Annotated in this window: 23 protein-coding genes and 4 tRNA genes; 20 read left to right on the top strand and 7 right to left on the bottom strand. The window is 65.2% G+C overall.

What is annotated here, in order from left to right; translation table 11 throughout:
- Positions 1-108: 108 nt before the first annotated feature.
- Positions 109-963, bottom strand: a complete 855-nt coding sequence (folD, locus tag V0R62_RS12165; RefSeq protein WP_050705047.1) for a bifunctional methylenetetrahydrofolate dehydrogenase/methenyltetrahydrofolate cyclohydrolase FolD — start codon at positions 961-963, stop codon at positions 109-111.
- 255 nt (positions 964-1,218) lie between these two features.
- Here folD and V0R62_RS12160 point away from each other — a divergent pair.
- The 11 genes from V0R62_RS12160 to V0R62_RS12110 all read left to right on the top strand — a co-directional run bounded on the left by V0R62_RS12160 (position 1,219) and on the right by V0R62_RS12110 (position 10,813).
- Positions 1,219-1,295: transfer RNA gene (locus tag V0R62_RS12160), tRNA-Arg, on the top strand.
- A 35-nt stretch (positions 1,296-1,330) separates the two neighbouring features.
- Positions 1,331-1,406 (top strand) — tRNA-His (locus V0R62_RS12155).
- Positions 1,407-1,462: 56 nt separating this feature from the next.
- A tRNA-Leu gene (locus V0R62_RS12150) sits at positions 1,463-1,547 on the top strand.
- Between the two features lie 36 nt (positions 1,548-1,583).
- Positions 1,584-1,659: transfer RNA gene (locus V0R62_RS12145), tRNA-His, on the top strand.
- Between the two features lie 149 nt (positions 1,660-1,808).
- Positions 1,809-2,108: a DUF6388 family protein gene (locus tag V0R62_RS12140; RefSeq protein ID WP_330103887.1), complete on the top strand. Its 300-nt coding sequence runs from the start codon at positions 1,809-1,811 to the stop codon at positions 2,106-2,108.
- A 248-nt stretch (positions 2,109-2,356) separates the two neighbouring features.
- The gene (gene tig, locus V0R62_RS12135) at positions 2,357-3,670 is read left to right on the top strand and encodes a trigger factor (RefSeq protein ID WP_330103886.1); all 1,314 of its coding nucleotides are present in this window, start codon (positions 2,357-2,359) and stop codon (positions 3,668-3,670) included.
- A gap of 91 nt (positions 3,671-3,761) precedes the next feature.
- On the top strand, positions 3,762-4,403 hold the full coding sequence (gene clpP / locus V0R62_RS12130; RefSeq protein ID WP_043213484.1) for an ATP-dependent Clp endopeptidase proteolytic subunit ClpP: 642 nt from the start codon (positions 3,762-3,764) through the stop codon (positions 4,401-4,403).
- A 108-nt stretch (positions 4,404-4,511) separates the two neighbouring features.
- A complete protein-coding gene (gene clpX / locus V0R62_RS12125; protein WP_050705049.1) occupies positions 4,512-5,795 on the top strand; it encodes an ATP-dependent Clp protease ATP-binding subunit ClpX in 1,284 nt (427 codons plus the stop codon).
- A 154-nt stretch (positions 5,796-5,949) separates the two neighbouring features.
- A complete protein-coding gene (gene lon / locus V0R62_RS12120; protein ID WP_050705050.1) occupies positions 5,950-8,346 on the top strand; it encodes an endopeptidase La in 2,397 nt (798 codons plus the stop codon).
- A gap of 154 nt (positions 8,347-8,500) precedes the next feature.
- Positions 8,501-8,773 carry a nucleoid-associated protein HU-beta gene (gene hupB, locus V0R62_RS12115; protein ID WP_011533117.1) on the top strand — a complete coding sequence of 91 codons (273 nt, stop codon included), beginning with the start codon at positions 8,501-8,503 and terminating at the stop codon, positions 8,771-8,773.
- Positions 8,774-8,953: 180 nt separating this feature from the next.
- Positions 8,954-10,813, top strand: coding sequence for a SurA N-terminal domain-containing protein (locus V0R62_RS12110; protein ID WP_330103885.1), 1,860 nt, complete (start codon positions 8,954-8,956; stop codon positions 10,811-10,813).
- A gap of 224 nt (positions 10,814-11,037) precedes the next feature.
- On the opposite strand, the gene V0R62_RS12105 is transcribed toward V0R62_RS12110, so the two are convergent.
- Positions 11,038-12,078, bottom strand: coding sequence for a patatin-like phospholipase family protein (locus V0R62_RS12105; RefSeq protein ID WP_050705052.1), 1,041 nt, complete (start codon positions 12,076-12,078; stop codon positions 11,038-11,040).
- 159 nt (positions 12,079-12,237) lie between these two features.
- Here V0R62_RS12105 and V0R62_RS12100 point away from each other — a divergent pair, with 159 nt between their 5' ends.
- From V0R62_RS12100 to V0R62_RS12090, 3 genes are all read left to right on the top strand, one after another.
- Complete coding sequence (locus tag V0R62_RS12100) at positions 12,238-12,516, top strand: hypothetical protein (protein WP_028692631.1); 279 nt, start codon at positions 12,238-12,240, stop codon at positions 12,514-12,516.
- A gap of 14 nt (positions 12,517-12,530) precedes the next feature.
- Complete coding sequence (locus tag V0R62_RS12095) at positions 12,531-13,298, top strand: CHAD domain-containing protein (protein WP_330103884.1); 768 nt, start codon at positions 12,531-12,533, stop codon at positions 13,296-13,298.
- A gap of 83 nt (positions 13,299-13,381) precedes the next feature.
- Positions 13,382-14,179 (top strand): acyl-CoA thioesterase, encoded by a 798-nt coding sequence (locus V0R62_RS12090; protein WP_330103883.1) that lies wholly within the window; start codon positions 13,382-13,384, stop codon positions 14,177-14,179.
- A gap of 60 nt (positions 14,180-14,239) precedes the next feature.
- Here V0R62_RS12090 and V0R62_RS12085 read toward each other — a convergent pair whose 3' ends face one another.
- The 3 genes from V0R62_RS12085 to V0R62_RS12075 form a co-directional block, all read right to left on the bottom strand.
- The gene (locus tag V0R62_RS12085; protein WP_280081891.1) at positions 14,240-14,608 is read right to left on the bottom strand and encodes an Mpo1-like protein; all 369 of its coding nucleotides are present in this window, start codon (positions 14,606-14,608) and stop codon (positions 14,240-14,242) included.
- A gap of 91 nt (positions 14,609-14,699) precedes the next feature.
- Complete coding sequence (locus tag V0R62_RS12080) at positions 14,700-16,178, bottom strand: methyl-accepting chemotaxis protein (RefSeq protein WP_330103882.1); 1,479 nt, start codon at positions 16,176-16,178, stop codon at positions 14,700-14,702.
- An 86-nt stretch (positions 16,179-16,264) separates the two neighbouring features.
- Positions 16,265-17,071 (bottom strand): TatD family hydrolase, encoded by an 807-nt coding sequence (locus tag V0R62_RS12075; protein ID WP_330103881.1) that lies wholly within the window; start codon positions 17,069-17,071, stop codon positions 16,265-16,267.
- Positions 17,072-17,229: 158 nt separating this feature from the next.
- On the opposite strand from V0R62_RS12075, the gene V0R62_RS12070 reads away from it, so the two are divergent.
- From V0R62_RS12070 to greB, 4 genes are all read left to right on the top strand, one after another.
- Positions 17,230-18,636 carry an MltF family protein gene (locus V0R62_RS12070; RefSeq protein ID WP_330103880.1) on the top strand — a complete coding sequence of 469 codons (1,407 nt, stop codon included), beginning with the start codon at positions 17,230-17,232 and terminating at the stop codon, positions 18,634-18,636.
- 111 nt (positions 18,637-18,747) lie between these two features.
- Complete coding sequence (locus tag V0R62_RS12065; protein WP_110738123.1) at positions 18,748-19,182, top strand: DoxX family protein; 435 nt, start codon at positions 18,748-18,750, stop codon at positions 19,180-19,182.
- A 246-nt stretch (positions 19,183-19,428) separates the two neighbouring features.
- Positions 19,429-19,737, top strand: coding sequence for a hypothetical protein (locus V0R62_RS12060; RefSeq protein WP_280081889.1), 309 nt, complete (start codon positions 19,429-19,431; stop codon positions 19,735-19,737).
- Positions 19,738-19,826: 89 nt separating this feature from the next.
- On the top strand, positions 19,827-20,300 hold the full coding sequence (greB, locus tag V0R62_RS12055; protein WP_203647372.1) for a transcription elongation factor GreB: 474 nt from the start codon (positions 19,827-19,829) through the stop codon (positions 20,298-20,300).
- 170 nt (positions 20,301-20,470) lie between these two features.
- On the opposite strand, the gene V0R62_RS12050 is transcribed toward greB, so the two are convergent.
- Together V0R62_RS12050 and V0R62_RS12045 are read right to left on the bottom strand one after the other, a co-directional pair.
- Complete coding sequence (locus V0R62_RS12050) at positions 20,471-22,978, bottom strand: ABC transporter permease (RefSeq protein ID WP_330103879.1); 2,508 nt, start codon at positions 22,976-22,978, stop codon at positions 20,471-20,473.
- Positions 22,978-23,661, bottom strand: a complete 684-nt coding sequence (locus V0R62_RS12045) for an ABC transporter ATP-binding protein (RefSeq protein ID WP_050705063.1) — start codon at positions 23,659-23,661, stop codon at positions 22,978-22,980. The genes V0R62_RS12050 and V0R62_RS12045 overlap by 1 nt, the downstream gene beginning before the upstream one ends.
- Before the next feature lie 10 nt (positions 23,662-23,671).
- On the opposite strand from V0R62_RS12045, the gene V0R62_RS12040 reads away from it, so the two are divergent.
- Together V0R62_RS12040 and V0R62_RS12035 are read left to right on the top strand one after the other, a co-directional pair.
- Entirely contained in the window at positions 23,672-24,277 is a 606-nt protein-coding gene (locus V0R62_RS12040) for an arylesterase (protein WP_330103878.1), read from the top strand.
- Between the two features lie 58 nt (positions 24,278-24,335).
- Positions 24,336-24,617, top strand: coding sequence for a hypothetical protein (locus V0R62_RS12035; protein WP_028692618.1), 282 nt, complete (start codon positions 24,336-24,338; stop codon positions 24,615-24,617).
- Positions 24,618-24,664: the final 47 nt, after the last annotated feature.

The raw sequence follows: 24,664 nt of genomic DNA, 5'->3' as shown, positions 1-24,664 counted from the left end.
GCTGAAATGGCTAGCTTGGCAGCGGAATCGGCTGATATCCCACGAGGATGAAGTGCGCAAATGAAAACGGCGCCTCGAGAGGCGCCGTTGCGTCATTGCCGGAACAACCTACTTGTGCAGCTCTTCAGCCGCATACAGGGTGTTCTCCAGCAGGCAGGCGCGGGTCATCGGGCCCACGCCGCCCGGCACCGGGGTGATCCAGCCGGCGCGAGGCAGGGCGGTCTCATAGACCACGTCACCGACCAGCTTGCCGTCGTCCTGGCGGTTGATGCCGACGTCGATGACGATGGCGCCTTCCTTGACCCATTCACCCTTGACCAGGCCCGGCTTGCCGGCGGCGACCACCACCAGGTCGGCGCGGCCGACGTGGCCGGCCAGGTCCTTGGTGAAGCGGTGGCAGACGGTGACGGTGCAGCCGGCCAGCAGCAGTTCCATGGCCATCGGTCGGCCGACGATGTTGGACGCGCCGACGATCACCGCGTTCATGCCGTACAGGTCCTGGCCGGTGCTGTGCAGCAAGGTCATGATGCCCTTGGGCGTGCACGGGCGCAGCAGCGGGATGCGCTGGGCCAGGCGGCCGATGTTGTACGGGTGGAAACCGTCCACGTCCTTGTCCGGGCGGATGCGCTCGAGCAGCAGGGAGGCGTCCAGGTGCTCGGGCAGCGGCAACTGCAGCAGGATGCCATCGACGGCCGGGTCATCGTTGAGGCGATCGATCAGGTCGGTCAGGGCTTGCTGCGTGGTCTCGCTGGGCAGGTCGAACGCCTGGGAGATGAAGCCGACCTCTTCGCAGTCCTTGCGCTTGTGCGAGACATAGACTTGGGAGGCCGGGTCGGTACCGACCAGGATCACCGCCAGGCCTGGCGTGCGCAGGCCCTGCTGGCGGCGCTCGGCGACACGTTGGGCGATCTGCTGGCGCAGGTTGGCGGCGATCGCCTTGCCATCGATTAGGTGTGCAGTCATAGACGCGTGATTAACCATCGAGAAGGGAACATATATAAGAAGCGCGCATTCTCGCACGACACGGCCCAAGGGCAAAGGCGGGTGGTCGGGCAAATCCCCTAACCCCTTCAATAATTTAAATTTTTTTGCGAAAGGTGTTGACGACCTGCAGGGTCGCCTATAAGATTCGCCGCACTTGTCGGGCACTGCCTGGCACGGGTTGGCAAAGTCGGGCAGAATAAGCGGTTCGTTTGTTCGGCTGGGCTGTAAGCTTAAGCGCCCGTAGCTCAGCTGGATAGAGCATCCGCCTTCTAAGCGGATGGTCGCAGGTTCGAGTCCTGCCGGGTGCGCCATTAAGGCCTGGGCAAGTAAGCAGTACCGCAATATGGTGGGCGTAGCTCAGTTGGTAGAGCGCCGGATTGTGATTCCGGTTGTCGTGGGTTCGATTCCCATCGTCCACCCCAGATTCTGCAGGGGCGCCTCGATTGAATGATCCGGCGCCTTTGTTTTTGAGTTTCATGCGGACGTGGTGAAATTGGTAGACACACTGGATTTAGGTTCCAGCGGCGCAAGCTGTAAGAGTTCGAGTCTCTTCGTCCGCACCATGTTTCTGTAAGGCTGTACCGCAACACTGCATTATGGTGGGCGTAGCTCAGTTGGTAGAGCGCCGGATTGTGATTCCGGTTGTCGTGGGTTCGATTCCCATCGTCCACCCCATATTTGAAGAAGGCGCCCGGATCGGATGATCGGGCGCCTTTTTTGTTTTCGCCGTATGGGCCTCGTGGCTACTGGTGGCGGAGCGATAAAAGCTGATAGATTTCAGCCGGTTGAAGGGCTGGCCGAGGGTCGGCAGAGGAATAGCGCAGATGATCGCAAAAGAAGCGCGCCAGGCCCTGGCGCTGCAACGTTTCGCCGAGGCCAATCCGCAGCTGCTCGAAGAGATTCGCGAGCTGGATGCCCGCGAGCAGGCCCAGCAGATCGAGTGGGCGTTCGAGGACGCGGCGCAGGAGCAGGGTGTCGAGCCCTGGGAATATGCCTTGCAACTGATCGCCGAGTCGCCGGAGCAACTGCAGGCCATGCGCCTGGAGACGCATCGCGAAGTGGCCGAGGCGCTGGGCATGGCCTGGGGAGAATACTGCCAGTTCAACGACCTCGATCCGCAGTAAGGCGGGCGATCTTTCTGGCTGTTGTTTGTTTGACAAGGTTTTACAATCGCGCGCGCCACAAGGGCCTGCGCGGCCGTGAATGAAACAGGCTCGACGCCAAGGCGGGCGGGCCTTTCAAGGAAATCGACCGGCGCGGCCCGCCGGCAATCCGGGTGGGGTGACTTCTGCTGCATGAGTCACTAGAATGTTTGCCCTTGATTCTGGAGTCGGGCTATCGCCGGCTAACGTCTGTGCAACGAGGAATATCCATGCAAGTTTCTGTTGAAAACACTTCCGCTCTCGAGCGCCGCATGACCATCGCCGTTCCGGCCGAGCGCGTCGAGAACGAAGTCAACAAGCGTCTGCAGCAGACTGCCAAGCGCGCCAAGGTTGCCGGCTTCCGTCCGGGCAAGGTGCCAATGAGCGTGATCCGCCAGCGTTTTGAAGCCGATGCCCGCCAAGAGGCTTTCGGTGACCTGGTCCAGGCTTCCTTCTACGAAGCCATCGTCGAGCAGAAGCTGAACCCGGCTGGCGCACCTGCCGTCGAGCCGAAGTCGTTCGAGAAGGGCAAGGACCTCGAGTTCGTCGCCATCTTCGAAGTCTTCCCTGAGTTCACCGTTGCCGGTTTCGAGTCGATCGCCGTCGAGCGCCTGAGCGCCGAAGTGGCTGACGCCGACCTGGACAACATGCTGGAAGTCCTGCGCAAGCAGAACACCCGTTTCGAGGCCGTCGAGCGCGCCGCTGCAAACGACGACCAGGTCAACATCGACTTCGTTGGCAAGATCGATGGTGAAGCCTTCGCCGGCGGTTCGGCCAAGGGCACCCAGCTGGTACTGGGTTCCGGCCGCATGATCCCGGGCTTCGAAGACGGCCTGGTAGGCGCCAAAGCTGGTGAAGAGCGCGTTGTCAACGTGACCTTCCCAGAGGACTACCAGAACCTCGACCTGGCTGGCAAAGCCGCCGAGTTCACCATCACCGTCAACAGCGTTTCCGCCCCTGTGCTGCCTGAGCTGAACGAAGCCTTCTTCGCCCAGTTCGGCATCAAGGAATCGACCCTGGAAGGCTTCCGCGCCGAAGTTCGCAAGAACATGGAGCGTGAACTGCGCCAGGCCATCAAGGCCAAGGTCAAGAACCAGGTCATGGACGGTCTGCTGGCCGCCAACCCGGTCGACGTGCCAAAAGCCCTGCTGGAAAACGAAGTCAACCGTCTGCGCGTGCAGGCCGTCCAGCAGTTCGGTGGCAACATCAAGCCTGACCAACTGCCGGCCGAGCTGTTCGAAGAGCAAGCCAAGCGCCGCGTCGTGCTGGGCCTGATCGTCGCCGAAGTGGTCAAGCAGTTCGACCTGAAGCCGGACGAAGCCAAGGTTCGCGAAGTCATCGAAGAGATGGCCTCGGCCTACCAGGAGCCTGAGCAGGTCATCGCCTGGTACTACAAGAACGACCAGCAACTGAACGAAGTCCGTTCGGTTGTGCTGGAAGAGCAAGTTGTAGATACTGTCCTGCAGAAAGCGACTGTGACCGACAAATCGGTCTCGTACGAAGAAGCCGTCAAACCAGCACAGGCTCCTGCCGCCGCTGAGTAACAGGCTACTCTCGTAGGAAACCCCCACAAGCCAGCCTTCGCGCTGGCTTGTGCGTATTCAAGCCATGACTATTTGGGAGCGAGTGCAGGACATGTCCCGCAATTCTTATATTCAGCAAAGCTCTGACATCCAGGCCGCAGGCGGCCTGGTCCCGATGGTTATCGAGCAGTCCGCCCGTGGCGAACGTGCCTACGACATCTACTCGCGCCTCCTCAAGGAGCGCGTGATCTTCCTGGTCGGCCCCGTAGAAGACTACATGGCCAACCTGGTGGTGGCGCAGCTGCTGTTCCTTGAGGCGGAAAACCCGGACAAGGATATCCATCTTTATATCAACTCCCCGGGCGGCTCGGTAACTGCCGGCATGTCGATCTACGACACCATGCAGTTCATCAAGCCGGACGTCTCGACCATCTGCATCGGCCAGGCCTGCAGCATGGGCGCCTTCCTGCTCGCGGCCGGTGCCGCCGGCAAGCGCCACTGCCTGCCCAACTCGCGGGTGATGATTCACCAGCCGCTGGGCGGTTTCCAGGGCCAGGCGACCGACATCGAGATCCACGCCCAGGAAATCCTCAACATCAAGGCGCGCCTGAACGAGCTGCTGGCCCATCACACCGGCCAGGACCTCGAGACCATCAAGCGCGACACCGAGCGCGACAACTTCATGAGTGCCGCGCGCGCGGCCGAGTATGGCCTGATCGACTCGGTCTACGACAAGCGGCAACTGGCATCCTGAAGCAATGCGCCAGAGCGCGCGGGCGCGGATTGCGCCCGTGCGCGGACTTGAAAAAGCCAGCGATTGCCTTCATCTTGTGTTTCAAGCCTACCGGATTGGATCGATCGAATGACTGACACCCGTAACGGCGAGGACAACGGCAAATTGCTCTACTGCTCTTTCTGCGGCAAAAGCCAGCATGAAGTGCGTAAATTGATTGCCGGCCCCTCGGTATTTATCTGCGACGAGTGCGTCGACCTGTGCAATGACATCATCCGTGAGGAGGTGCAGGAAGCCCAGGCCGAGAGCAACGCGCACAAGTTACCCTCGCCGAAAGAAATCAGCGGCATCCTGGACCAGTACGTCATTGGTCAGGAGCGCGCGAAAAAGGTCCTGGCAGTAGCGGTGTACAACCACTACAAGCGCCTGAACCAGCGTGACAAGAAAGGCGACGAAGTCGAACTGGGCAAAAGCAACATCCTGCTGATCGGGCCGACCGGCTCGGGCAAGACGCTGCTCGCCGAGACGCTCGCGCGCCTGTTGAACGTGCCGTTCACCATTGCCGACGCCACCACCCTGACCGAAGCCGGTTATGTCGGTGAGGACGTCGAGAACATCATTCAGAAGTTGCTGCAGAAGTGCGACTACGACGTGGAAAAGGCCCAGATGGGCATTGTCTACATCGACGAGATCGACAAGATCTCGCGCAAGTCGGACAACCCGTCCATCACCCGTGACGTCTCGGGCGAGGGCGTGCAGCAGGCGCTGCTGAAGCTGATCGAAGGCACCGTGGCCTCCGTGCCGCCGCAAGGCGGTCGCAAGCACCCGCAACAGGAGTTCCTGCAGGTCGATACCCGCAATATCCTGTTCATCTGCGGTGGCGCCTTCTCGGGCCTGGAAAAGGTCATCCAGAACCGCTCGACCAAAGGCGGCATCGGCTTCAGTGCCGAAGTGCGCAGCAAGGAAGAGGGCAAGAAGGTCGGCGAGTCGCTGCGTGAGGTCGAGCCGGACGATCTGGTCAAGTTCGGCCTGATTCCGGAGTTCGTCGGCCGCCTGCCGGTGCTGGCGACCCTGGACGAGCTGGACGAGGCTGCGCTGATGCAGATCCTCACCGAGCCGAAGAACGCGCTGACCAAGCAGTACGCCAGGCTGTTCGAGATGGAAGACGTCGACCTCGAGTTCCGCAGTGATGCGCTCAAGGCCGTGGCGCGCAAGGCCCTGGAGCGCAAGACCGGCGCCCGTGGCCTGCGTTCGATCCTCGAGGGCGTGCTGCTCGACACCATGTACGAGATCCCTTCGCAGAAGGATGTCAGCAAGGTGGTGATCGACGAAAGCGTCATTGAAGGCTCGTCGCAGCCGCTGCTCATCTACGAGAACAGCGAGCCGCAAGCCAAGGCCGCCCCCGACGCCTGATCGGGCAAGGGCAGCACGCACGAAGGGGCCTTTTTGGCCCCTTTTTGCATTTCATGGCCTGGGCGCTTGTAATTTACCAGGCCTGCCCCCACATTAGCCCCAAGCACCATTTCCAACGGTTTCCGGCCACCACGGCCGCTGTAGAGGCGAAATCATGAAGACCACCCTCGACTTGCCTCTTTTGCCATTGCGTGACGTCGTCGTCTATCCGCACATGGTCATCCCACTGTTCGTGGGGCGTGAGAAGTCCATCGAAGCCCTCGAGGCGGCGATGACGGGCGAGAAGCAGATCCTCCTGCTGGCCCAGAAGAATCCGGCCGACGATGATCCGGGCGAAGATGCCCTGTATCGCGTCGGTACCGTCGCCACTGTGCTGCAACTGCTCAAGCTGCCCGATGGCACCGTCAAGGTGCTGGTCGAGGGTGAGCAGCGTGGCGCCGTGGAGCGTTTCAACGAAGTCGACGGCCATATCCGCGCCGAAGTCAGCCTGATCGACGAAGCCGAGACCGCCGAGCGCGAGTCCGAGGTGTTCGTGCGGACCTTGCTGTCGCAGTTCGAACAGTACGTTCAGCTGGGCAAGAAGGTCCCGGCCGAAGTGCTGTCGTCGCTCAACAGCATCGAGGAGCCGGGGCGCCTGGTCGACACCATGGCCGCGCACATGGCGCTGAAGATCGAGCAGAAGCAGGAGATCCTCGAGATCGTCGACCTGCAGGCCCGCGTCGAGCACGTGCTCGCGTTGCTGGACGCCGAGATCGACCTGCTGCAGGTCGAGAAGCGCATCCGTGGCCGGGTCAAGAAGCAGATGGAGCGCAGCCAGCGCGAGTACTACCTGAATGAGCAGATGAAGGCCATTCAGAAGGAGCTCGGCGATGGCGACGAAGGCCACAACGAAGTCGAGGAGCTGAAAAAGCGCATCGATGCCGCCGGCCTGCCGAAAGACGCCCTGGCCAAGGCCCAGGCCGAGCTGAACAAGCTCAAGCAGATGTCGCCGATGTCGGCCGAGGCCACCGTGGTGCGTTCGTACCTCGATTGGCTGGTGCAGGTACCGTGGAAGGCGCAGAGCAAGGTGCGCCTGGACCTGGCCAAGGCCGAGGAAATCCTCGATGCCGACCACTACGGCCTGGAAGAGGTCAAGGAACGCATCCTCGAGTATCTCGCCGTACAGAAGCGCGTGAAGAAGATCCGTGGTCCGGTGCTGTGCCTGGTCGGCCCGCCCGGCGTGGGCAAGACCTCGCTGGCCGAGTCGATCGCCGCCGCCACCAACCGCAAGTTCGTGCGCATGGCCCTGGGCGGCGTGCGTGACGAGGCCGAGATCCGTGGCCACCGTCGCACCTACATCGGTTCGATGCCCGGTCGTCTGATTCAGAAAATGACCAAGGTCGGTGTACGCAATCCGCTGTTCCTGCTCGACGAGATCGACAAGATGGGCAGCGACATGCGCGGTGATCCGGCCTCGGCGTTGCTGGAGGTGCTCGACCCCGAGCAGAACCACAACTTCAACGACCACTACCTGGAGGTCGACTACGACCTCTCGGACGTGATGTTCCTGTGCACCTCGAACTCGATGAACATTCCGCCGGCGCTGCTCGACCGCATGGAAGTCATCCGCCTGCCGGGTTACACCGAGGACGAGAAGATCAACATCGCGGTCAAGTACCTGGTGCCCAAGCAGGTCAAGGCCAACGGCCTGAAGAAGGACGAGCTGGAGGTCGAGGTCTCGGCCATCCGCGACATCATCCGCTACTACACCCGCGAAGCCGGGGTGCGTGGCCTGGAGCGCCAGATCGCCAAGGTCTGCCGCAAGGTGGTCAAGGAGCACACCGGGGCCAAGCAGGTGAAGGTCAAGGTCAGCGGCGAGCAGCTCGAGCAACTGCTGGGCGTGCGCAAGTTCCGCTACGGCCTGGCCGAGCAGCAGGACCAGATCGGCCAGGTCACGGGCCTGGCCTGGACCCAGGTGGGCGGCGAACTGCTGACCATCGAGGCCGTGGTCATCCCGGGCAAGGGCCAGCTGATCAAGACCGGCTCGCTCGGCGACGTCATGGTCGAGTCGATCACCGCTGCGCAGACGGTGGTGCGAAGCCGTGCCCAGAGCCTGGGGATCGCCGCAGACTTCCACGAGAAGCGCGACGTTCACATCCATATGCCCGAAGGCGCCACGCCCAAGGATGGCCCGAGCGCCGGTATCGGCATGTGCACCGCCCTAGTGTCGGCCCTGACCCAGATCCCGGTGCGCGCCGACGTGGCGATGACCGGTGAGATCACCCTGCGCGGCCAGGTCCTGGCCATCGGTGGCCTCAAGGAAAAACTGCTGGCGGCACACCGGGGCGGGATCAAGACCGTGATCATTCCCGAGGAGAATGTTCGCGATCTGAAGGAGATTCCGGAAAATATCAAACAGGATCTTCAGATCAAACCGGTCAAATGGATTGACGAAGTCCTCCAAATTGCGCTGCAATACGCCCCGGAGCCCTTGCCAGATGTGGCTCCGGAGATTGTCGCGAAAGATGAGAAGCGCGACGGCGATGCTAAGGAAAGAATCAGCACGCACTAGTACGTATTTCGCTGGGGGGCTTTGGTTGACAGCATTTTCGGCCCCTTGCTATAAAACGGCACGCCAGTGTCAACAGGCCACCCAGCGCTCGTTTCATTAAGCTTTTCATTACATACTTAGAAACAAACTCAATAGAGAAATAAGGGGACTTAGAGTGAACAAGTCGGAACTGATTGACGCTATCGCCGCATCTGCTGACATCCCGAAAGCTGTAGCCGGCCGTGCGCTGGACGCAGTCATCGAATCCGTCACCGGCGCCCTGAAGCAAGGTGACGATGTGGTACTGGTTGGTTTCGGTACCTTCTCGGTCAAGGAGCGCGCCGAGCGCACCGGCCGCAACCCGCAAACCGGCAAGGCGATCAAGATCGCTGCCGCCAAGGTTCCAGGTTTCAAGGCTGGCAAGGGCCTGAAAGACGCCGTCAACTAAGTCGTCTTTCAGCCGGCCCGGGCATCGTCAGGGCCGACCGCGTGACGGCGGGTCGCAAACGTTCCCGCTGGCACGCTCGCTTCGAAAAGGCGCATCCACTGGATGCGCCTTTCTTCTATCAGGATTCTACCCACGCTCCGCGGTTGTCGACGCAGTGGTACAGCCGTTTCTGGGGGACGCATGCTGCAGAATATCAGGGACAATTCACAAGGTTGGATTGCCAAGACCATCATCGGCCTTATCGTCGTGTTGATGGCGTTGACCGGTTTCGAGGCCATTTTCCAGGCCGCCAGCCATAGCCAGGACGCCGCCAAGGTGAACGGCCAGACCATCAGCCAGAACGAGCTGAGCCAGGCCGTGGACATGCAGCGCCGCCAGCTGATGCAACAGCTGGGCAAGGATTTCGACCCTGCGCTGCTGGACGAGAAGATGCTGCGCGAAGCCGCGCTCAAGGGGCTGATCGATCGCAAGCTGCTGTTGCAGGGTGCCGAAGACGCCAAGTTCGCTTTTTCCGAGGCCGCGCTGGATCAGCTGATCCTGCAGACGCCTGAATTCCAGGTCGATGGCAAGTTCAGCGCCGAGCGCTTCGACTCGGTCATCCGCCAGATGGGTTATGGCCGCATGCAGTTCCGCGAGATGCTCGCCCAGGAAATGCTGATCGGCCAACTGCGCACCGGCCTTGCCGGCAGCAGCTTCGTCACCGACAAGCAGGTCGAGGCCTTCGCCCGCCTCGAGAAGCAGACCCGTGATTTCGCTTCGCAGACCTTCAAGGCCGACCCGGCCGCGGTCAAGGTGAGCGATGACGAGGTCAAGGCGCACTACGACCAGCACGCCAAGGAATTCATGACCCCGGACCAGGTGGTCATCGATTACCTCGAGCTGAAGAAGTCGGCCTTCTTCGACCAGGTCAAGGTCGACGACGGCGAGCTCAAGGCTCTGTACGAGAAGGAGATCGCCAACCTGGGCGAGCAGCGCCATGCCGCGCACATCCTGATCGAGGTCAACGACAAGACCGACGATGCCAAGGCCAAGGCCCGTATCGAAGAGATCCAGCAGCGCCTGGACAAGGGTGAGGACTTCGCCAAGCTGGCCAAGGAATTCTCCCAGGATCCGGGTTCGGCCAACACCGGTGGCGACCTCGGCTTTGCCGGCCCTGGCGTGTACGACCCGGCCTTTGAGGACGCGCTGTACAAGCTGAGTCAGGACCAGGTGTCCGCACCGGTGCGCACCGAGTTCGGCTACCACCTGATCAAGCTGCTGGGCGTGCAGGCGCCGGACGTGCCGAGCTTCGCGAGCCTGAAGGACAAGCTGACCCACGAGCTGAAGACCCAGCAGGTGGAGCAGCGCTTCGTCGAGGCCACCAAGCAGCTCGAAGACACCGCCTTCGAAGCCGCCGACCTGGCCCAGCCGGCCCAGGACCTGGGTCTGAAGGTGCACACCTCGGCGGCCTTCGGTCGCGAGGGCGGCGAAGGCATCACCGCCAACCGTGCGGTGATCCAGGCCGCGTTCAGCGAGCAAGTGCTGGAAGAGAGCGCCAACAGCAACGCCATCGAGCTGGATCCGGAGACCGTGGTGGTGCTGCGCGTCAAGGAGCACCGCAAGCCTGAGCAACTGCCGCTGGAGGCCGTGGCCAAGAACATCAGCGAGCACCTGGCCAAGGAGAAGGCGATTGCCGAGCTCAAGACCAAGGCCGACAAGCTGATCGCCGGCCTGCGTGAGGGTTCGACCAAGGCCGAAGGTCAGGGTTGGAAGGTCCATGAAGCGGTCACCCGCGGCCAGGACGGTATCGACCCGGCCGAGCTGCAGGCGGTGTTCCGCCTCGGCAAGCCTGCGGCCAAGGACAAGCCGGTCTACGGCAGCGTGGTCCTGGCCGACGGCAGCCTGGTGGTCCTGCAGCTCAAGGGCGTCAACGAAGGCGCCGCCGCCACCGACGAAGAGAAGGAGCAGATCCGTCGCTACCTCGCTTCGCGTGCCGGTTCGCAGGACTTCGCGGCCTATCGCAAGCTGCTTGAAGGCAGTGCCGACATCACGCGTTACTGAGTGGCGCGCTGATCACGAAATAGGCCGCGTATGCGGCCTGTTTCGTTTCCGATGATCAGCACACGCTGCTGTCCCCCCTCTCTCTTTGTAGGAGCGGCCTTGTGCCGCGAAAGGGCCGCAAGGCGGCCCCAGCGATTGCTGCGTCAATGCTGAAACCCTGGGGCCGCTACGCGCCCCTTTCGCGGTACAAGGCCGCTCCTGCAGGGACCGCGCATAGCCACGGCCTACCGCCGAACCCCCTCATGATTGTCCAGCGTGTCCCGCGCAACCTCCCGCCCCAGGGCGATCAGCTCCGGCGCCTTGTAGAACTCGAAGAACCGGCACACGCGCTTGGGCACGTTGATCAGTACGTCCGGCGGGTAGCCGGCGATCTTGTATTGCGCCAGTGACGTCTGCATCACCTCGAAGCTCTGGTTGATCAGGTCGAGCAGGGAGGCGGGGCCGACGTTGTCGACGATGAACGAACCAGTGGCCGATTTCGGCGCCCCCTCGCTCTGCGGCGCGGCCGCCGGCTGCTGGCCCTCGGGGGCGGCGCTTTCAGCGAGCCATGGGTTGGGGCTGGCCAGCCCCTCGGCGGTGATTTCCTGCTCCAGGCGGATCAGTTGTTCGGCCGGCTTGCGGCGAAACGGCAGGCGCGAGCCGAGCGAGCTGATCAAGGCATCGAAGCGCATCTTGAACGCCGCCGGGCGCTCGATCACCGGCAGTTGGTATTGCTTCTGGTTGGTGGCGTTGAGGTTGACGGCGATAATCAGGTCGCAGTGGCTGGACACCACCGGCACGATCGGCAGCGGGTTGAGGATGCCGCCATCGACCAGTGTGCGGTTGCCTTGCACCACCGGGGTGAACAGGCTGGGAATGGCCGCCGAGGCACGCATGGCCTGGTGCAGGCAGCCCTCCTGGAACCAGATCTCCTGCTGGTTGGTGAGGTCGGTGGCGACCGCCGTGTAGGGGATGCGCAACTGCTCGATGTTGATCTCGCCGACGATCTTGCGGATCTGCCCAAACACCTTGTCGCCGCGAATCGCCCCCAGGCGGAAGCTGACGTCCACCAGGCGCAGCACGTCGAGGTAGTCCAGGCTCTCGATCCAGCTGCGGTACTCGTCGAGTTTGCCGGCGGCGTAGATGCCACCGATGACTGCGCCCATCGAGCAGCCGGCGATGCAGCCGATCTCGTAGCCGCGCCGTTCGATTTCCTCGATCACGCCGATGTGCGCGTACCCCCGGGCACCACCGGAGCCCAGCACCAATGCCACGCGTTTGCCCATGACCTTTCCCCCTGCTTGCTGTGCCACCATGGTCCAACAATGCACCCATTGCCACCTGTGCTTCAATGTAGTCCGCGCTGGACTACGCTGAGCAGGGCACTTTTCGTTTGCTTTGCCGTCGAACGGCCACCTTAGTTTTTCACCCTCGAGGTATTACCGATGAAAGCCTGGATCACCCTTCCTCTGATTGCCCTGGCCCTGGTCGGCTGCGCGGGCAAGACGGCCTATCGCGACAGTTGTGCGACCCAGCTCGATGCCGCCTGGAAGGAGCTGGACCTGGCCAAGGCCGAAGGCTTTGCCGGCACCGTGAGTTATTCCAAGGCGCTGTCGCTGTTGACCGGCGCCAAGACCCAGCAGCAGTTCGAGGGCTTCGAAGGCTGTACCCACAAGGCCGAGAAGGCCCGTTTCTACATTCGTGAGTCCCGCGCCGGGCGTTGACCGAGGAGCTGCCCATGTCCGCCATGCTCGATCATGTGGTCGGCCAGATCCTGGCGCTGCAGGTGCGCCTGCTGGCTTGCCGCGAACGCCTGACCGCCGACACCGACCGCGAGGCGTTGCACGACCTGCGCATCACCTTGCGGCGTCTGCGCAGCCTGCTGCGGCCGTTGCGTGGCCTGCCGGGCGTCGAGCAGCTCGAGCAGGCGGCCGGGTCGCTGGGCACGCTGACCACGCCGCTGCGTGACCGCGAGGTTCTGGCGGCGCAGTTGATTGGCCGCGGACATGTACAGGCAGGCGAGCGCCGCCAGGAGGGCAGGGCACGGACCTATGCCGGTGTCGCGGCCAGTGCCCAGCTCAGTCGCGTGTTGGCGATTCTCGATGCGTTCCCGATGTTCCTGCGTGCCGCCGGCCGTGAAGGGCTGGCGGCGAAGCTGGGGCAGCGCATCGACAAGCGCCTGCACAAGCAGTGGCGCGGGCTGCAGGCGGCCCTGGCGGATCCAGTCCACGACCGTCACCGCCTGCGCCTGCTGATCAAGCGGGTGCGCTATGGCGACCAGGCCTACCCGCAACTCGAGCACGCCGGCAACAAGTTGCAGCGCCTGCTCAAGGCGGCCCAGGGTGACCTGGGCGACTGGCATGACCGCGTCCAGTGGTTGCTGCAGGTGCGCGAGCACAGCGACCTGCTCGGCTGCAAGGTGGCCTGGGAGCATGAGCTGCATGCCGCCGAGGCGCGTTCCGACCTCACCCTCGAAGCGCTGCAGAAGGCTCTGGCGCGCCGTTAGTCCCGGCAAATGACCGATATGCGGGCTGTGGCTGGCGTGATCGCTGGTTACTATCGGTTCTTTTTCCGCAGGAGCCCTGGCACATGAACTTCACAGAATTGCTGACAGCCGCCCGCGCGCACCCCGAGGCGATCAGCGTACCCGCCGGCTGGGCCCAGGGGCGTGCGGTATTCGGCGGCCTGATGGCGGCGATGGTGCACGAAGCGATGCGCCTGAAGCTGGGTGATGACCGCCCGGTGCGTTCGCTGGCCATCACCTTCGTCGGCCCGGCGGCGCCGGATGTGCCAATCAGCCTGGAGGTCGAGGTGCTGCGCGAGGGCAAGGCGGTCAGCACCTTGCTGGGGCGCGCCGTGCAGAATGGCCAGGTGGTGACCCTTGTGCAGGGCAGCTTCGGTGCCGGTCGCCCGTCCGTGGTGGCGGTCGATGCGCCCGCCGCCATGCCGATGAAACCGCTGCAGGAGGCGGCGCCGGAGCTGCCTTTCATCAAGGGTGTAACGCCGGCATTCATGCAGCATGTGGCGTTTCGCTGGGCGGTGGGCGGCCTGCCGTTCAGTGGCAACGACTCACGCCATATGGGCGGCTGGGTGCGCCTGCGCGATGTCGCTGAGGAGCCGGTCGGGGTGGCGCACCTGCTGGCGCTGGTCGATGCCTGGCCGCCCAGCCTGCTACCGTATCTCAAGCAGCCCGCCGCCGGCAGCACGCTGACCTGGACCATCGAGTTCGTGCAGCCCACGCCGCAGCTGTCGACCCTCGACTGGTGCCGTTATGTGGTCGAGACCGAGTATGCCCGGGATGGCTATGGGCATGCGGCCGCGGCGTTGTGGACGGCAGAGGGTGAGCTGCTGGCGTTGAGCCGGCAGACGGTGACCGTGTTCGCCTGAGCTATCTTCATCAAGCCAATCGCGGGGCAAGCCCGCTTCCACGCCGGGTGATGTTTTCAGTCAGTGGCGGTGCTTGTGGCGCTCGCGCCAGGCCCGCCACCAGGCACCACTCAGCACGAAGCGCGGGAAGGTGATGAACTGCTCGGTGAGCAGGCGTTGTACGGCATCCTTGCGGTCGGTGAACGGCTCGGGTTGCTCGGCTTCCAGGCGGTGCCCCTGGCGTTGCAGGCCCAGCCCGGCCACCAGGGCGATGATGCCCACGGCGATCTGCGACAGGTCCAGCGCGAACAGCCCCGACAGCACCAGCAGCGCGCCCAGGATGAACAGCGGCACGGCGATCAGGTGCAGCACCAGGTTGGCGGGGTGGCGATGGTTGTGGTGGTAGCCGCGCCATTGCCAGGCGGGCAGGTTGGGCAGTCGTTTGCTCATGGACAGATCCTCTGGGGGCTGTCCAAAGCTTAGTGCGGCCCCCGGGCGGGGGCCAATCGAGGCTGGCTATGGTGATCATAGCCGGCGCGGGTCACAGCTTGAGCTGGCCGATCGCCTTGTTCAGCTCGCCGGCGAGGGTCGCCAGTTCACTGCTGGTGGTGGCCGAGCCGACGGTCTGCTGCACGGTCTCCTCGGTGACGTCGCGGATACTGACCACGGCGCGGTTCATCTCTTCGGCCACCTGGCTCTGCTGCTCGGCGGCCACGGCGATCTGGGTGTTGCTTTCGCGCATCTGCGCCACGGCGCTGGTGATCTCGGCCAGGGCCTCGCCGGCCTCGCGGGCCTGCTTGACGCAATCGTCGGCCTTGAACGAGCTTTCCTGCATGAAATCCACCGCATCGCGGGTGCCGGCCTGCAGGTCGGCGACCATGGTGGTGATCTCGTCGGTGGAGGTCTGCACGCGCTTGGCCAGGTTGCGCACCTCGTCGGCGACCACGGCGAAGCCGCGGCCCAGGTCGCCGGCGCGGGCGGCCTCGATGGCGGCGTTGAGTGCCAGCAGGTTGGTCTGTTCGGCGATGCTGTGGATGACCCCGACCACGCCGTTGATCTTCTGGCTGTCGTCGGCCAGCTGGCGGATCATCTCGGCGGTCTGCTGCACGCCGCTTGAGAGCCCGGCAATCGAGTCCTGCACGCGGCTGACCACGGCCTGGCCGCTGCCGGCCAGGGTGTCGGCGGTCTGCGACAGGTCGCGGGTGGCGCCGGCATGCTGGGCGATGTGGTGGACGGTGGCGGTCATCTCGTTGATGGCGGTGGCCGCCTGGTCGGTCTCGCTCTGCTGGCCGATCATGCCGTGGCGCACCTCGTCCATGCTGCCGGCCAGGCGCGCAGCGCCCGAGTCCAGCTGCGCGGCGGTGCGCGCCACGGTGCTGACCACGCGGTGGTAGGTGGTCTGCATGGCGTTGAACGCGCCGGCCATCTGCCCGACTTCGTCGCCGCAGGCCAGTGGCACCCGGGCCGAGAGGTCGCCGGTCTTCTCTACGTGCAGCATTACGTCCTTGAGGGTGTTGAGCTGGCTGAGCAGGAAACGGATCAACAACTGCGAGGCGCAGAGCATCGCCAGCATCAGGATCAGCACGCACACGGCGTAGTTGCTGAAGCGGTCGAAATAGACCTGGCGCAGGCTCGGCGACTGGGCGATCAGCGCAAGTTGCTGGTCGCCCCGGCGCAGTACTTGGGCGCCGCGCAGCGGGTTGTCGCCGAGGACCCAGGCACCGGGCAGCTCGACCCAGCCCTGGCCGTCGCGCAGGGCTTCGAGGGGTTCGCCGGCGAACTGTGGCGTTTGCCCATTGCGCCAGGTGATCAGGTTGGCCTGGGCGGGCAGGGCCTGCCCGGCGGGCCAGGCCGCCAGCAGTTCGGCCTGGGCCTGGGCTTGCGCCTGGGCGCCGGTGGCGCGGGCCTGCTGCTCCAGGTACACCGCGTAGAGCACCAGCATCAGGGTGGTGACGAAGGCCACGGCATTGACGGCCCAGAACTTGTATTTGAGGGAAACGTTGCTAAGCCAGGCACCCATGGTAGGTCTTCTCTGAGTTGGCGGAAACATTATTGGCAAGGTGCCATCATTGTGCCCGCCAGGGCCAGGGGCCTTGTTGATATGCGTCAAGAAACCTCAGGCAGGCCAAAGAACGCGCGGGCGCAGGCGCTGGTGTGGGCGGCGGTGTGCGCTGCGGATTCATTGCGGTGTAACGCCACTTCGCGCAGCACCTCGGGCAGGAAGGCCGGCTCGTTGCGGCCGTTCTTCGGCTTGGGCCGTAGGCTGCGGGGCAGCAGGTAGGGCGCGTCGCTTTCGAGCATCAGGCGGCCCTCGGGGATGTTGCCGACCAGCGGGTGCAGGTGGGTGCCGCGGCGCTCGTCGCAGATCCAGCCGGTGATGCCGATGTGCAGGTCCAGGTCGAGGTAGGCGAACAGTGCCTGGCGCTCGCCGGTGAAGCAGTGCACCACGGCGGCGGGCAAATGGTCGCGATAGCCCTTGAGGATCGCCAGCAGGCGCTCGCTGGCCTCGCGCTCGTGGAGGAACACCGGCAGGCGCAGCTCGACCGCCAGCGCCAGCTGCGCTTCCAGGGCCTTTTCCTGGGCCGGGCGCGGGGAGAAGTCGCGATTGAAGTCCAGGCCGCATTCGCCCACGGCCACCACCCGTGGCTGGGCGAGCAGTTCGCGCAGCTGTCGCTCGCTGCCGCTGTTCCAGTGGCTGGCGTCGTGGGGGTGCACGCCGGCGGTGCTGAACAGGCGCTGGCCGGACTCGTCCAGGCGCTGGCACAGCTCCAGGGCCTCGGCGCTGACCTCCAGGCTGGTGCCGGTGAGGACCATCTGCGCCACGCCGGCTTCCACGGCGCGCTCGACGATGGCGGCCTGCTGGTCGTGGAAACTGCTGTTGGTCAGGTTGACGCCGATATCGATCAGTTGCATGGTGCTACCTCGTGCCGCGGGGCGGCCAGCATAGCAAAAACCGGGATATCGAGAAAAAACCAAGAACTTCAAACGTTTGCCGTGGTCTGTTGCGGTCATTTATCAAGGATCGATCACAGCACATGGTGCCCGCCAACCGCTCTCGGACCCTTATCCCCATGTTGCGAACCTTATTGACTTGCCTGTTGCTGTCCGGGCTGCTGGCCGCCGGGCCGGTCACTGCCGGCGAAGCCGGGCCGCAGCAGCATGTGCCGGCCAGCCAGGCGCGCGACCTGGCGCAGATCCGCTCGAGCAAGGTGCTGCGGGTGCTGGTCAACCAGAGCCGCAACAGCTCCGGCGAGGTCAAGGGCGAGCCGGTGGGCGTCGAGTACTACCGTTTGCGCGCCCTGGAACACGCCCTCAATGCCCGGGTCGCCGACGGCCAGGAAATCACCCTGAAGATCATCCCCCGTGCCAAGGAGCAACTGCTCGCGGCATTGCAGCGCGGCGAGGGCGATCTCGCCGCCCCCGGCGAACTGCTCGATCCGAGCGTGGTGCGCGGTGTCGGTGTCAGTGCCCCGGTGGTCGACCAGGTGCCGCTGCAACTGGTCGGGCGCAAGGGCGAGCGCGGCTACAGTCGCCCCGAGCAGCTGTCCGGGCGTACTGTCGCCCTGACCACGGCCAGCGCCGCGGGTGCGGCGATCCAGGCGATCAACCAACAGTTGGCCCTGCGCAAACGGGCACCGATCAAAGTGGAATGGGTCGACCCGACGCTGGCGGTGGAGGATGTGCTGGAGATGGTCCAGGCCGGCATCTACCCATTGACCGTGGTGGAGCGGCCGATTGCCCAGCGTTGGGCGCGGGTGATGCCGCGCCTGCGGGTGGACAGCAAGCTGCAACTGGCCCAGCCCCAGGCCATGCGCTGGTATGTGCGCCAGGACGCGCCGATGCTGCAGGCGGCGGTGGATCGTTTCCTTGCCACCTACCGCGCGCCGGACAACCAGGACGCGGCCTTCGAGCGCATCTATCGGCGCCAGTACCGGGTGCACAACCCGCTGGCTCGACAGGATCGCCAGCGCCTGGAGTCGGTGCGCCCGGTGCTGCAGAAGCACGGTGGCGATCAACAGTTCGACTGGCTCAACCTGGCCGCCCTGGCGTTCAAGGAGTCGACCCTCGACCCTAAGGCGCGCGGTGCCGGTGGCGCCCACGGGCTGATGCAGATCACCCCATCGGCGGCCCAGCGGGTGGGGGTGAGCAACACCGCCACGGTGGACGGCAATGTCCAGGCCAGCGCCCGCTACCTGGCGTTGATCCGCCGCAAATTCTTCGCCAGCCCCCAGCTCAACGAGCGCGAGCGCATGGCGTTCATCCTGGCCGCCTACAACCTCGGGCCGGAGCGGGTCCAGGCCATGCGTGCCGAGGCCCGGCGGCGTGGGCTCAATGGCAACCAGTGGTTCTTCCAGACCGAACGCATCGCCATGGAGCAGGTGGGCATGGGGCCGGTGAACTTCGTCAACAGCGTCAACAAGTACTTCCTCGCGTTCAACCGCGAGCGGGCGTCCCTGGAGCGGGTGGCGAAGCGTTAGATAAATCTAATTATTCGATTGAATTTACGCGATTATTGCGATTTTCTTATTCGATGATTTGATTAAGATGGCGCTCATCCAACACACACCTGCTCAAACAAGGAAGCAAACATGAACAACTCCCTCAAAGCCCTGTTCGCCACCCGCGCCGGTTATGGCCTGAGCGTCGTGCGTATCCTGGTCGGCGTCATCTTCATGGCCCACGGCGCGCAGAAACTGTTCGGCCTGTTCGGTGGCTACGGCCTGGAAGGCACCGGCCAGTGGATGGAAAGCATCGGCCTGGCCCCGGGCTACCTGATGGCCCTGCTGTCCGGCAGCGCCGAGTTCTTCGGCGGCCTGGCCCTGGTGGTCGGCCTGCTGGCCCGTCCGGCGGCGCTGGCGCTGAGCGTGACCCTGGTGGTGGCGATCTTCTCGGTGCATATCGGCAACGGGCTGTTCATGTCCAACAACGGTTACGAGTTCGCCCTGGCGCTGATGGCCGGTACCGTGGCGGTGCTGATCGAGGGCGCGGGCCGTCTGTCGCTGGACCGTCTGATCGCACGCTGATCATCGATCGCGGGTCCAGCCCACTCCCACGAAGCGTGTGGGAGCGGGCTGGACCCGCAATTGCGTTTGCACAAGCGCTTGTAACTTCATGCGTCTGCCTCTAGCATACCGATTGCGCCGATTTAAACAGCTACTTGCGGGGCGCAGGAGAGGCCCCGACGGGTCATCCGAAATACCGCTAAAGCGCTGGTTCGGTGACGCCTCCCACCGCTGCCCAGCGGGAACAGCGAGGCGGAGAGAGACTCCATGAGTTGCCCACGTACCAGTGTCTGCTTGACCCCCCTGGCCAAGAACCAGGCTTCCCGCACCCCGCGCATCCTGCTCGGCGGCCAGCATCAACCCACGCTTTTGCGCAATCTTGATGGCTTTTCCCGACGCAAGGGCCAGGCCTGCGCCTTCCTCATCCAGTTCTCCGAAAGCTGTGAACAGCTTGACCAGTACGGCAATGATCGCTTCGACCTGGCCGTGATCCAGGCGCCCGCGGCAGAAGAGGCCGCCGAGGTCATCGGCCAGCTCACCCGCATCGCCCGCCAGGGCCTGATCACCCGCCGTTGAGCGGCGTGTCGCGTCCAGCCTTTTTTCGCTAAGCTCGGTCTCCCGGTGGGCGCATGGCGCCCGCCGCGGATGCACTGAGGAGACAATCGTTGAGCACCAACATCATCACCATAGAAGGCCATGCCGCGCTGAAGCAGGAGCTTGATCACCTGTGGCGGGTCTATCGCCCGGAAATCACCCAGAAGGTCACCTGGGCGGCCTCGCTGGGCGATCGCAGCGAGAACGCCGACTACCAGTACAACAAGAAGCTGCTGCGCGAGATCGACCGCCGCGTGCGCTACCTGCGCAAGCGCCTGGAAGACGTCAAGGTGGTCGAGTACTCGCCCCAACAGGAAGGCAAGGTGTTCTTCGGTGCCTGGGTGGAGATCGAGAACGACGATGGTGAGCAGCTTCGCTTTCGCATCGTCGGCTATGACGAGATCCACGGGCGCAACGACTACATCTCCATCGACTCGCCCATGGCCCGGGCCTTGCTCAAGAAGGGGGAGGGCGACGAAGTGCTGGTACATACGCCCACGGGCGAGGCGACCTGGTATGTGAATAGCATCCGCTACAACCTCTAGCTGGCGATTCCTGTAGGAGCGGCCTTGCGCCGCGAAAGGGCCGCGCAGCGGCCCCAGCAATCGTTGCCTTGGTGCTGATATCCCGGGGCTGCTTCGCAGCCCTTTCGCGACACAAGGCCGCTCCTACAGGAGAACGCGTAAGCCTCCGATCACTGCGCAAGGCTTCATTTTCACCCCTCGCGCAACACCGCCAGCGGGCTGGCATTGAGCGCGCGGCGCGTGCCGACCACCCCGGCTCCGCCCACCAGCACCGCCCCGGCCAGCGGCAGCGCCAGCAGCCACGGGTGCGGTGCCCAGTGCAGGTCGAAAGCATAGCGGTACAGCGCCCAGGTGATCAGCTCGCAACCCAGCGCCGCCAGCACGCCGCTGGCCGCGCCGAGCAGGCCGAACTCGATGCGCCGCGCCTTGACCAGCAACGGGCGCGCCGCCCCCAGCGCCCGCAGCAGGGCGCCCTGGCGGATGCGCTCGTCGAGGGTCGCCTGCAGGCCGGCGAACAGCACCGCCAGCCCCGCCGCCAGCACGAACAACAGCACATACTCCACCGCCAGGGTGACCTGGGCGAGGATGCTGCGCAGCTGCGCCAGCAGCGCGTCGACCTGCAGCACGGTCACCGCCGGGAAGGCCCGGGACAGCGCGACGATCTCCTGGTCGTGGCCCGGCGCTAAGTAGAAGCTGGTCAGGTAGGTGGTGGGCAGGCCTTGCAGGGTGCCTGGCTGGAAGATCATGTAGAAGTTGGGCTGGAAGCTGTCCCAGTGCACGCTGCGCAGGCTGCTGACCCGGGCCTGGCGTTGCTGCCCGCCGATGTCGAAGGTCAGCAGGTCGCCCAGTTGCAGGTGCAGGCTCTGCGCCAGCTCCGCCTCCACGGACACTCCGGGGACTTCATCGCCGGCGGGCGCCTGTTGCCACCACTGGCCGGCGCTCAGGGCGTTGCCCTGGGGCAGTTCGGCGGCCCAGGTCAGGCTGAGGTCGCGCTGGATGGCGCGCTCGCCGGTGGACTCCTTGCTGACCAGCTGGCGCACCGGCTGCTCGTTGATATGGGTCAGGCGGCCGGGGATCACCGGGTACAGCGGCGCGGCGTTGGCGTTGATCTGGGCCAGGCGCTCGGCGAACGGCTGGCGCTCGTCGGGCAGGATGTTCAGGGCGAAATGGTTGGGCGCGTCCTTGGGCAACTGCGCCTGCCAGGTGTCGAGCAGTTCCGCCCGCAACAGGGCGACCAGGCCCATCGCCAGGAGGATCAGGCCGAAGGCCAGGGCCTGGCCGGCGGCGGCCAGCGGGTGGCGCAGCAACTGCCCGAGCCCCAGGCGCCAGGCCAGTGGCGCGCCAGCCAGCAACCGGCGCAGGCTGCGCAGGCCGAGCAACAGCAACCCGCCCAGCAGCAAGGCGGTGATCAGCCCGCCACCGAGCAGGGCGAAGGTCAGCAGCAGGTCCAGGCTCAGGCGCCACATGATCAGGCCCAGGGCGAGCAGGGCCGCACCGTACACCAGCCAGCTGCTCGGTGGCAGCGGCAGCAGGTCGCGGCGCAGCACGCGCAGCGGTGGCACGCGCCCCAGGGCCGCCAGCGGCGGCAGGGCGAAGCCGGCCAGGGCCACCAGCCCGGTGCCGATGCCGGCCAGCGCCGGGGTGAGGCCGCCGGGTGGCACCTGGCTGGGCAGCAGGCCTTCGAGCAGACGGAACAGCCCCAGCTGCGCCAGCCAGCCGAGCAGGGCGCCGGCCAGCGCGGCGACGCCGCCGAGCATGGCCAGTTGCAGGCTGAAGAGACCGAGGGCCTGATGGCGGGACAGTCCCAGGCAGCGCAGCAGGGCGCTGGCGTCCAGGCGCCGCGCGGCGTAGCGGCTGGCCGACAGGGCCACGGCGACGCCGGCCAGCAGCACCGCAACCAGGCTCGCCATGTTCAGGTAGCGCTCGGCCTTGCCCAGGGCGCCGCCGATCTGGCGGTTGCCGTCGCGGGTGTCGAGCAGGCGCTGGTTGGCGGCCAGGCTTTTTTCCGCCGTCTGCCGGTACTGCTGCAGGGCATCGATATCGCCGCGCCACAGGTCGCGGTAGCTGACCCGGCTACCGGGCTGGATCACCCCCGTGGCGTCCAGGTCGGCGAGGTTCATCAGCACCCGTGGCGTCAGGCTGTAGAAATTGTTGGCGCGGTCGGGCTCGTAGGTCAGCACGCGGCTCATGCGCAGCGTCTTCATGCCCACGTCGATGCTGTCGCCGATGGCCAGGCCCAGCGCCGCGAGCAGGCGCGGCTCGACCCAGGCCTCGCCCGGCGCGGGGCCGCCGCCGGGCGTTTCCTCGCCATAGGGCGCCGCCGCGCTGCGCAGCTGGCCTCGCAGGGGATAGGCGGGGTCGGCGGCCTTGATGCTGGACAGCTGGATGCCACTGTCGCCACCGACCACACTGGTGAATTCCACCACCCGCGCATGGCCCAGGCCCAGCGCAGTGCCATCGGTGATCTGCTGTGCGCTGGGCGGGGCGCTGCCCTGCAGGACCAGGTCGGCGCCGAGGAACTCGCTGGCGCGCAACTGCATGGCGCCGTTGAGGCGGGCGCCGAAGTAGCCGATGGCGGTACTGGCCGCCACCGCCACCAGCAGGGCGAAGAACAGCACGCGCACTTCGCTGGCGCGGGTGTCGCGCAGCAACTGGCGCAGGGCCAGGACACACAGTCGCGGGAACGATAGGCGGGTCATCAAGGCTCCAGGGGCGCCACCAGGCGACCGGCATCCAGGCGTATCAGGCGGCGGCAGCGCTTGGCCAGGCGCTCGTCGTGGGTCACCAGCACCAGGGTGGTGCCGCGCTCCTGGTTCAGTTCGAACAACAGGTCGCTGATGCGCTCGCCGGTGTGGCTGTCGAGGTTACCGGTGGGCTCGTCGGCGAACAGCACCGCCGGCTGCGCGGCGAAGGCGCGGGCGATCGCCACCCGCTGCTGCTCGCCGCCGGAGAGCTGGCGCGGGGTGTGGCTCAGGCGCTTGCCCAGGCCGACCCGCTCGAGCAGGTCGCGGGCGTGTTCGCGGGCATCGCGCCGACCGTCGAGCTCCAGCGGCAGCATGACGTTCTCCAGGGCGTTGAGGCTGTCGAGCAGCTGGAACGACTGGAACACGAAGCCTACGTGCTCGGCGCGCACCCGGGCGCGCTGGTCCTCGTCGAGCGGGCCGAGGTCGTGGCCGGCGAGGATCACCTTGCCGGCGCTGGGTCGGTCGAGCCCGGCTAGCAGGCCCAGCAGCGTGGACTTGCCGGACCCGGAGGCGCCGACGATGGCCAGGCTGTCGCCCTGGGCGAGGTCGAGGGAGAGGGCGTGGAGGATGGTCAGGTCGCCTTCCGCGCTGGGGACCACTTTGCTAAGGTTCTGCGCAACGAGAATGCTGGGGCCCATGGAGAATCCGATGCGAATGTGGTGGTTGAGTGCCGGTCTGGCCCTGTGTTGCCTGGCCCAGGGCGCGGCGGCGGGAACGCTGTTGGTCGTCGGCGATAGTATCAGCGCCGGTTTTGGACTGGATACCCGCCAGGGGTGGGTCAGCTTGCTGCAACAGCAGCTGAAGCAGGAGGGTTTCGACGATCAGGTGGTCAATGCCTCGATCAGCGGCGACACCAGCGCAGGAGGCCAGGCGCGGCTGCCGGCGCTGCTTGCGGCGCACAAGCCGGACTTGGTGGTGCTGGAGCTTGGAGGCAACGACGGCCTGCGCGGACAGCCGCCGCAACAATTGCAACAGAATCTTGCCGCGATGATCGATCAGTCCCGCCAGGCGGGTGCCAAGGTAGTGCTGCTGGGCATGCGCCTGCCACCGAACTATGGCGTGCGCTACACCACGGCGTTCGCCCAGGTCTATGAACAGCTGGCCGCCGATAAAAAGGTGCCCCTGGTGCCGTTCTTCCTCGAAGGCGTGGGCGGGGTGCCGGAGTTGATGCAGGCCGATGGCATCCACCCGGCGGCGGCCGCCCAGCAACGCCTGCTGGAAAATGCCTGGCCGACGATAAAACCCTTGCTGTGACGCTTTTATCGGGGGCCGCTTTCGGCTAATGTTGCGCCCCCCGTTTCGAGTGCCCCCAATGCCGCGCCCCGCCTGGTCCCTGTACGCCTATCAACTGATCGAGCCCGATGAGCAGCTCGACCTGTTTGCCTGCCAGGAAGTGCGCATCCACCTGGCCGCCCGCCAGCTCGAACTGGGCGTGCCGGTCGACCGTACCTTGTGCGGCGGTCTGCTCCCGGCGCAGCCGCGCTGGTCGGGGGTGGAGCGGGCGATCTACCGCGACGAGCGCCTGTGCCCGCTGTGCCGGGCGATCCTCGATGCCCAGCGGCGCGGCATGCGCCCGGTGTGGCCGGAACTCTGAGCGCCTTTCATCATCTGAAACGCATGCGCCTCCCGCTCGTTTCGGCG

Source organism: Pseudomonas carassii, from assembly GCF_036324045.1.
In the GTDB taxonomy this organism is placed as follows: Bacteria; Pseudomonadota; Gammaproteobacteria; order Pseudomonadales; family Pseudomonadaceae; genus Aquipseudomonas; species Aquipseudomonas peradeniyensis.
Note: the sequence above shows the minus strand (reverse complement) of the source record. Positions and strands in the feature narration are given on the sequence as shown.